At 42.5% G+C, this 8,626-nt stretch carries 9 protein-coding genes and 1 riboswitch; of the genes, 5 read left to right on the plus strand and 4 right to left on the minus strand.

The window, feature by feature from the left end:
• Both JL57_RS14800 and sigI read right to left on the minus strand, forming a co-directional pair.
• Positions 1-290 (minus strand): anti-sigma factor domain-containing protein (locus tag JL57_RS14800; RefSeq protein ID WP_034142800.1); only part of this gene is annotated, 290 nt, incomplete at its 3' end.
• Between the two features lie 22 nt (positions 291-312).
• Complete coding sequence (sigI, locus tag JL57_RS14805) at positions 313-1,023, minus strand: RNA polymerase sigma-I factor (protein ID WP_034142801.1); 711 nt, start codon at positions 1,021-1,023, stop codon at positions 313-315.
• A 236-nt stretch (positions 1,024-1,259) separates the two neighbouring features.
• Between sigI and JL57_RS14810 the strand changes: the two genes are divergently transcribed.
• The gene (locus tag JL57_RS14810; RefSeq protein WP_034142802.1) at positions 1,260-1,691 is read left to right on the plus strand and encodes a hypothetical protein; all 432 of its coding nucleotides are present in this window, start codon (positions 1,260-1,262) and stop codon (positions 1,689-1,691) included.
• 857 nt (positions 1,692-2,548) lie between these two features.
• Positions 2,549-3,523, plus strand: a complete 975-nt coding sequence (locus JL57_RS14815) for a hypothetical protein (RefSeq protein ID WP_034142803.1) — start codon at positions 2,549-2,551, stop codon at positions 3,521-3,523.
• A gap of 431 nt (positions 3,524-3,954) precedes the next feature.
• On the opposite strand, the gene JL57_RS14820 is transcribed toward JL57_RS14815, so the two are convergent.
• The gene (locus JL57_RS14820; protein ID WP_034142804.1) at positions 3,955-4,848 is read right to left on the minus strand and encodes a multicopper oxidase family protein; all 894 of its coding nucleotides are present in this window, start codon (positions 4,846-4,848) and stop codon (positions 3,955-3,957) included.
• A gap of 191 nt (positions 4,849-5,039) precedes the next feature.
• Positions 5,040-5,179: riboswitch (cyclic di-AMP (ydaO/yuaA leader) on the plus strand.
• Between the two features lie 4 nt (positions 5,180-5,183).
• Between JL57_RS14820 and JL57_RS14825 the strand changes: the two genes are divergently transcribed.
• The 3 genes from JL57_RS14825 (at position 5,184) to JL57_RS14835 (ending at position 7,433) form a co-directional block, all read left to right on the plus strand.
• A complete protein-coding gene (locus JL57_RS14825; RefSeq protein ID WP_034142805.1) occupies positions 5,184-5,981 on the plus strand; it encodes a C40 family peptidase in 798 nt (265 codons plus the stop codon).
• Between the two features lie 348 nt (positions 5,982-6,329).
• Entirely contained in the window at positions 6,330-6,593 is a 264-nt protein-coding gene (locus tag JL57_RS14830; protein WP_034142806.1) for a heavy-metal-associated domain-containing protein, read from the plus strand.
• 363 nt (positions 6,594-6,956) lie between these two features.
• Complete coding sequence (locus JL57_RS14835) at positions 6,957-7,433, plus strand: hypothetical protein (protein WP_034142807.1); 477 nt, start codon at positions 6,957-6,959, stop codon at positions 7,431-7,433.
• Between the two features lie 50 nt (positions 7,434-7,483).
• On the opposite strand, the gene JL57_RS14840 is transcribed toward JL57_RS14835, so the two are convergent.
• A partial coding sequence (locus JL57_RS14840; protein WP_034142808.1) for a cell wall metabolism sensor histidine kinase WalK occupies positions 7,484-8,626 on the minus strand: 1,143 nt, incomplete at its 5' end.

Genomic DNA, 8,626 nt, shown 5'->3' on the forward strand with positions numbered 1-8,626 from the left:
AGTTCCAAACTTGTGTCCATATCCATCACAACAGCAGCCACAGCAGTATTAGGCACTGAGACTATATTGTAGACACTTAGAGTTAAGGCGAGTAGCAGGATTGCCGCGATAGAACCAAATCTGAGGAGTCTATGACTTAAAGGTTTATGCACAGGTAGCTCGATTTCAATAACCTGTCCGAGGGCAGGAGTGGTCTTCGGCGTTTTGATTTCCAAATAGTCACCGCTTTCAGTGTAAAGGATGGTGGCTTTTTTTGATGTCTTCATGACAATGCCTCTCGTCTTCTTCATTAAGCTAACCCCTCTCTTTAAGTTATTGGTCTATCTGAGTGAAACTTTTCAAAGATACGAATTCTGGATCCGATAGAATTAGAACTGTTGCGATCAAATATTTTCTACCTCTTTCTAGAACCTTTCGCTTCACGCCTGTAAGGAGTTCTAACTCTTTGAGCGGTAAAAGCTTAGTTTTAGTTAGGTGTTTTAATAAATTAGGGTGTTCACAAAGCTCTTGGGCAACTCTCCAAAGAGTTGACTTACTGTCTCTATGCTTCGGGGAAACTTCGACTAAGTCTTCCAATGTTATTCCGTACTCGGCTAGTACAATGGTATAGTTTTTTGTTGTCTCAGCAAAATCATTTTTTTGTTCTTCTTCTTTATATAGTTCAAAAGATGATGCTGAATCATAATCATATAGATCATTTTTGTCAGCCTCCAACGGGGTAAGAGAGAGTACTTGATGTTTAGACTCTTTGCGAAAGTAGTCTATCAACCGTCGAGTAATAACTGTTTTGGCAAAACCGTAGAAAGACGCTCCGTCGTTAGGTTTAAAACTGTCTATAGCTTCATTAAAAGCGACTAGAGCGATGCTTAGCTCGTCATCATGTCCCCAGGTGAGATAGCGTTTACAGATGTTGAAGCAGATTTTCATGATAAATGGCTTGTGATTTTGTATAAACTCTTCTCTAATAAGTTCGTTTCCTTCTTTGGCTAGTAGTAAAGTTTGCTGAATCGTTAATTCTGGCACTTCTACCCCTCCACTTATGGATATTTTCGTATATGTATCAGAAATTTAAGGGGGTACCCAGTGAAAAAAGTTTGTCAAGAAAATTTCTCAACCTACCCCTCGATAATTAAACAGGTGTACGAATACTTTAGCGACTACAGGAGGTGACAGCTAGACTGAAGATCACAAATTGCTTCAAGTATTGGAGTTACAGAGCAAACACTAAGTAACGAATTACGAAAGGATTTGAATGAATTATGAAGAAGAGAGTTTTAATGGTTTCACTATCAATAGTTATGGTACTTGGATTGGCAGGGATCGTGAACGCTACTACAATCGGCAAAAATACCACGGACATGCAGCCAAAAGCTTCGAACGCACAGGCTTATATGGACAACAATGATATTACAAGCACGGAAGTTGAGCAGGTAGAAACCACTCAGCCGGATCAAACAGTTCCATCTAAGACAGATGTCTACGATCAAATGAGGAGTTCGAACGTGTCCATGAATGATCAAATGCAAAACATGCCTATGAACACTCAAATGAATGACCAGATGATTAATTCCCAACACACGCAAGGAATGGCTGGAACGAACAAACCGAACAATTCAAACGCTTCTCAACAGCCAGCCCAAAAATCAAGTGGCAACAATATGATGGGATCCATGGGAAGTATGGGAAGATAAGTTGAGATCAGGCAGCTTACATGGCTGCTTGATTTTTTCAATGAAAGATAATCATTGTCAGGAAGGTGAATATATGTGCCGTAGGTGTACGGACGAATGCCGTAAGATCTGGAAAGGCTCAGACCGATTATTCAGGGTCTGAGCCTTTCCGAATATTTCCGAGTTTTAGAAATCCAGTCAAGTTTGCTTGGACGATTAGAATATTTATAGAGTCAACATGAGCGACAATCTCGTAGCAATAGAAAAGAAGACTAAGTCTTCCTGCTGGAGTAATTGAAGCCACGTGATTTCCAATCTTGCATTGTCATGGGGAGCCCTAGACTCAAGATACCAGATTTTTATGAACTTACTATGAAAAACTTATGAATTTCTTGTGAACAGAAGCCATAATATTGTTTGGTTCTATTAGAGAAATTATGGTAGCTAGTCCTAGCTTCCACTGGCAGCACGGAAGATTATCAGGTGTTTATGGAATTAAAAAAAGCCCAGGGGCTTGGGCAAAGAAGGTTGTTATACTTGATTTTTTTGCAATTGTCATAAAATTGAGCCATTAACGTCAGAAGAGAACGGTTCGGATTAGGATTTTCGAGGGGATGGCGCACGTTATCGACTCAATTGGACTTCAGCACTGTGGAGTTCGAATCAGTTTATTGCTTAGAGGGATTCTGAATCAATCAGAGTCCCTTATTTAATGGGAAATTCACAGTTTTGTTATGAGTTTTATCGAATTCGAGAGAAAATTCATAAGAAATTCATAACTCATTCACAGCATAATCGAATTGATTAAATATACTTAAGACATAAAGACAGGGTTGCTGTGAAAACATTCTTGGTTGAAATTAAAGGAGGAAAAAGAAATGAACAAGACAAAATGGATTGTAGGACTCTCAATTGCAAGCGTGATAGCGCTTTCGGGTACGGCTTTCGCCCTAACCTCTGGTTCAGGTGCCGTGAAATCGTTGGGACAAACTCTTGGATTCACACAGACAGTTGAAACAACGACACAGAGTAGTCAGCTTGGGACACCTCAACCTATAACTTTAGCACTGTCTTCCCCAAATGATAACTCTGATGTGCTTACCACTCCAGGACCCAACGGATATGGTGGAGGCTATGGAATGATGGGAGGCTTCGGTACTAATGGGAATGGTGGAGGCTATGGGATGATGGGAGGTTTCGGTGCTAATGGATATGGTGGTGGTTATGGCATGATGGGAGGTTTCGGTGCTAATGGATACAGTGGCGGTTACGGTATGATGGGCGGTAGCGGTTACGGTATGATGGGCGGTAGCGGTTATGGCATGATGGGAGGCGGCTATGATGCAAAAAGCTTAGGTGTAGACCTCACAAATGGCGAAGTCACCACATCTGATCAAGCACTAGCCATTGCTAAGGCATATATTCAAAAATTTAACCAAGACGTCGTTGTGGCCGAACTTTATGAATTTGCAAATGGATATGAAGTAGAGCTCAAAGAGGGAGCGACAGGGGCTAAAGCCTATGAAGTTATGGTTTACAAGAATGGCGGACAGATCATAACTGACATGGGTCCAAATATTATGTGGAATACAAAATATGGACATATGAATTGGGGAAATAACGGGGCGGTTACAGTCAGCGAAGAACAGGCCACGAAGAGTGCTCAAGAGTTCGTATCCAAATTGGGCCAAGGATATTCAATCGGAAAACCGGAACTGGCTCCTGGTTACTATGAATTTATGGTTCAGAAAGATGGTAAGGATTACGCGGAACTTGATGTTAATGGATACACAGGTCAGGTTTGGTTTGAAAACTGGCAGGGACCGATTCTAAATACTATTGACGCAAAGTAAAAAGGGAATTGGCCAGCGAAAGCAACAAAAGGGCAGTTACCCCATGGGAGAAACTGCCCTTTTTTATTAGCTAACAGCTATTCTCTCTTTAGTACCAGACATACCGTTGTTTGTTATCTAGCAAGTTCTTCGTAAACTTCAGAGGTGGGGTTAGAGTCCATCCTTCGCCGCGGAGTGTTCCTTATTGGATAGACTGCTTCGGCGAAACCAATCCTCAGCGCGAATGTATTTGTTAAAGACTGTGCGCTTTCGGCGATACTCTATCCTACGCCGGTAGGTATTCCTTTGAGGGTTTGCGGCTTCGGCGATACTCTCCACTGGAGACTATCGTACTGGAGAATATCGTTACCGGAGGCTTTCGTTACTGGAGACTATCGTCTCAGGAGGCTTTCGTACCTGAAGCCTCGATGTTCAGCTTTAGCTGAACGAGTTCACTGTTTATAAAGAACCGTTGTCATCATCCCGCCTCCCGATTTAGACATGTTATTGGTCATATGGTGCGGTATATGGCAGTGAAAAGGCCACTGACCGGGATTATTAGCCGAAAACTCAATATCCCAAGTATCTCCAGAAGCAACTAATATATTGCTTCGCAAAAGTCGTTGACCAAGAGGAATCGTGTTGCCATCAGAAGCGGTTACATAGAATTGATGGCCGTGGAGATGGATTGGGTGGGCGGTTTCCATGGCATTACTCAAACGAATGCGAACATTCTCACCAATACAGACTTCTAGTGGCGTGGTGTCTGGAAAACATCGCCCATTAATTGTAAAGAAATTATAGTCCATATTGTAAGGATCGAGATCATAGACACCGGGTGTATATCCTCGCATGGGCTGTTTGTCGACATGGAACTCCTGGAACATGAGGAAGTAATCACGATGAACGCAGCTTGGTTGGTCTGGTTCCAAAATAATCAGGCCGCCTTGTAGGCCCATCATTTCCTGACGCAGCGCATCCAAATGAGCGTGATACATGTGAGTACCGGGTGGATTATTAATCTGAAATTGATAGTCAAAATAGTTTCCGGGTCCAATCTCAGGGCTAGTTGTCATACCAGGGGCACCATCCATGACGTTTGGAACATCTAAACCGTGCCAGTGCACGCTAGTTGATTCGGGAAGCCTGTTGAAAACACGAATATTGACAAAGTCCCCTGGATAAACATGGATAGTCGGTCCGGGTGTACTACCATTATATCCCCAAGCATTAATGTAGAGTCCAGGAAGAATCTCCCGTTGTACGGGTTGGGCAATTAACTCAAAGTATTTTACTCCATTTCTCAAAATAAAGGGTAAGCTGGGGAGATCTGGCGAGACCACCATATCCGTTCACGTCCTTTAGCATTTTAGGAAAGTATATGTTCGAGTCTGAGAATAGGTTCGCGTGAAGTGATCGTCAATTAGAGATTCCCGTTCATGGGGAATTCATATTTGTGTAGTATCATTAAGTGGTATTCAGAAGGGGGTTGAGATCGTTTCATTCCATTCTTACATTACCTTTAATGTGAAACATAATAATTAAAGTGCTGAATCTGAGCTTTTGGATGCTCAGAACGGGGGATTTCATGTGGGGTGAATCATGTGTAGAACATGTAGGGCTTACACCTTAGCCCGAATCCGTCAACTAACCTCGTAAGTAAAGAAAGGTGGACAACTTAGTGTTAATTCCCAAGAAAAAGTGGTTTAGTGGGGTTGCCCTTGCGGGTGTTATTTTGACAAGCAGCTTAACGGGGATAACCCCATCTCAAGCTGCAATGCTCAATTCTCAGGATGTCCCAAAGTTTGATACAGTTCAAACTACCTTACTCAAAAATCCTTCTTTAGCAGTTTCCACATCGAAAGTATATTCTGAGAGAATGCGTGAGGCATTTAATTGGACACCTAAGATCGAGGTCAAAACGAACGTGTCACAACCTGAAAGTAATAATCTTCCTGACGAAAAGCAAACGTCAACTCCTGTTGAAACGAAAACTCCAGCGACCGTGGACAAGACGACTCAAAAACCTCAGACCGTTAAAAAGCCTAGCGCTTCTTCGCTGAAGGTGGCCTCTGGGACTAAACAGGTTCCAGTATCCCAAGTGTCTAGGGGAAGTTTAGATGTTGACAAGCTCATTAGCCGTGCCCTAAGTTTACAAGGGATTCCTTATGTTTGGGGCGGAACGAGTCTAAAAGGATTTGATTGTTCCGGATTTGTGCAATATGTGTTCAAAGCTTCCGGGATTACTCTACCTCGAGTTGCCGCCGATCAGTACAAACTTGGCACACCTGTCAGCCGTAATGAGTTAAGACCTGGAGATCTCGTTTTTTTCCAAACCTATGCCCCTGGTGCTACGGATGTGAGGATATATATTGGTGGAGGGCGTACAATCGGAGCTGCTAGTAAAGGAGTAGATATTCAGAGCTTGTCGGATAGCTATTGGGCAAAACGTTATCTAGGCGCTCGACGGATTCGATAAGAAAATGTAGACTAGTAATGCCGGACAGTTGGATGCGTTGCATATAAGAAGGGATCCTGAACATCAATCAGGGTCCTTTCTTCATGAGAAATTTACGGTTTTTTTGAACATAATTTTATCAAACGTTAGCAAGAAGACCCCGACTTCAAGACTCCGTTGTGTTTAAGTTGGCAATGAATTGTGTTCCTTACAAAATTAAATTGTGTTAATTCAAGTTCTAACTTTAAATAAGGATATTTTGAGCTGATTTTTGGAATCATAACACCAGTTTGTACGATATATTTGGTTCATTGCAAAGGGAGATAACAAGCCAAAGATTTTACCTTTTAAAAAAGGAGAGATGTTGAAATGAGTGGTTGCTGTGGACATTCGAATAAAGGTCATTCTGGAGGGAATGCGTTGAATCCACAAGATGGTACTGTATTAAAAATTGAGGGAATGACTTGTGGTCACTGCAAGAGTTCAGTTGAAAAAGCGTTATCAAATGTACCTGGTGTTACTCAAGCAGAAGTCGATTTAGCTAGTAAACAAGCAGTAGTTTTAGGAACGACTGAACGTTCATTACTTATTAAGGCCGTAGAAGATGCTGGTTATAAAGTCATAAACAGTTAATAGACTAAACATCTGGAGTAACAATATGCTGAGATCCATATATATTCTAAGGCAGAATCAACTGAGGCGACAGATTTTTGTCCATGAGTTGGTGAATCTGATATCGCATATGTTCTAAATAAAAGTGGCTGAGGAGCTATTCCTCAGCCACTTTGATCTCTTATGGAAGCTGGACGATGAATTCAGTCTCATGCCTGACTTTTAAAAAATTTTTTCAACCTACCCCTTGATAATTAAACAGGTGTACGAATACTTTAGCGACTACAGGAGGTGACAGCCAGACTGAAGATCACAAATTGCTTCAAGTATTAGAGTTACAAAGTAAACACCAAGTTACGAATTATGAAAGGATTTGAATGAATTATGAAGAAGAGAGTTTTAATGGTTTCATTATCAATGGTTATGGTACTTGGATTGGCAGGGATCGTAAACGCTACTACAATTGGCAAAAATACCACGGATATGCAGCCAAAAGCTTCGACTGCACAGGCCTATATGAACAACAATGATGTCACAAGCACCGAAGTTGAGCAGGTAGAAACCACTCAGCCTGATCAAACAGTTCCATCCAAGACAGATGTCAACGATCAAATGAGGAGTTCCGCCGTGTCCATGAATGATCAAATGCAAAACATGCCAGTAAATACTCAGATGCAAAACATGCCGATAAATACTCAAATGCAAAATATGCCTATGAACACTCAAATGAATGACCAGATGAATAGTTCCCAACACACGCAAGGAATGACTGGAACGAACAAACCGAACAATTCTAACGCTTCTCAACAGCCAGCCCAAAAATCAAGCGGCAACAATATGATGGGATCCATGGGAAGATAAGTCCTAAGAAGTGGCATAAATGGAAACATAAAAGTAGTGGCTGAGGAAATCTAATCCTCAGCCACTACTTTTATCTCTTTAGGAAGCTGGACGATGAATTCAGTCTCATGCCCGACTTCACTCTGTACGGTGATCGTGCCTTGATGGAGGTCTATAATTTGGCGGACCAGCGCCAGACCAATTCCAGTTCCCCCTGTCTCACGGGTTCGAGATTTGTCAGCTCGGTAAAAACGCTCGAATATTAAAGGAAGGTCGTCTTCCGAGATGCCTATACCTGTGTTTGTAATCTTAATTTCAGCAAAATCCGGTGTTTCTGTAAGCACGACGGTAACCTGACCGCCTGCGTTAGAGTACCGATAAGCATTATGCACCAGATTGTAGAAGAGCCGGGTCAGAAGGCGCTCGTCTCCGGACGTAGTCACGGATTCTTCCGAGACGTTCCAATTTAGAGTTAATTCCTTTTCCTGGATGAGGGGATAAAGGCTGCGAATGATTTTTTCAAGAAGAAGCTTTAAGTCCACAGGTTCGAGGATTAGCTTTAAAGCACCGATTTCTGCTATATTTAAGTCTTTTAGATCGCTGGACAAGTCTACTAATCGGTCAATCTCCTCATGAATGGAGGAGAGATTTTCTTGATTAGCTGGAAGGACGTTATCTTGAAAGGCTTCAATATAGCTTTTGATCGAGGTCAAGGGAGTGCGCAGTTCGTGGGCGATATCGGCGGTAAACTGTTTGCGGAGGGTTTCTTGGCGATCCAAATTGTCGGCCATCATATTAAAAGCGTTCGCTAGTTGCCCTACCTCGTCTTTGGAGCGAACGGAAACGCGTTCGTCAAGGTGCCCATGACCAATACGATCAGCAGCTTTCGTTAATCGTTTGAGTGGAGCGACGAGTTGACGGCTTGTAAAGTAACTGAGAATAATCCCAAATAGAAGCGCCAATCCTCCAGCGAAGAGTAGAGAGCGAAAGACTGAGGATTGGAAGCGGACATCTTGGGGATTGAGAATTTGTGCGGTTGCAGGGTAGCGGACCTGTGCGATGGCTAAAGTCCCGAGGGGTCCTGACACCGTAAGGGTTTTTGTTTTCCAACTTGTCGTGGAATAGGAGGACATACCCATACCCATACCCATGCCCATGCCCATTTCGCCTTGTCCATGCATCATATCTTCCATGGTGTTGCTTAACGTGGCGAT

This window comes from Desulfosporosinus sp. BICA1-9, assembly GCF_000802135.1.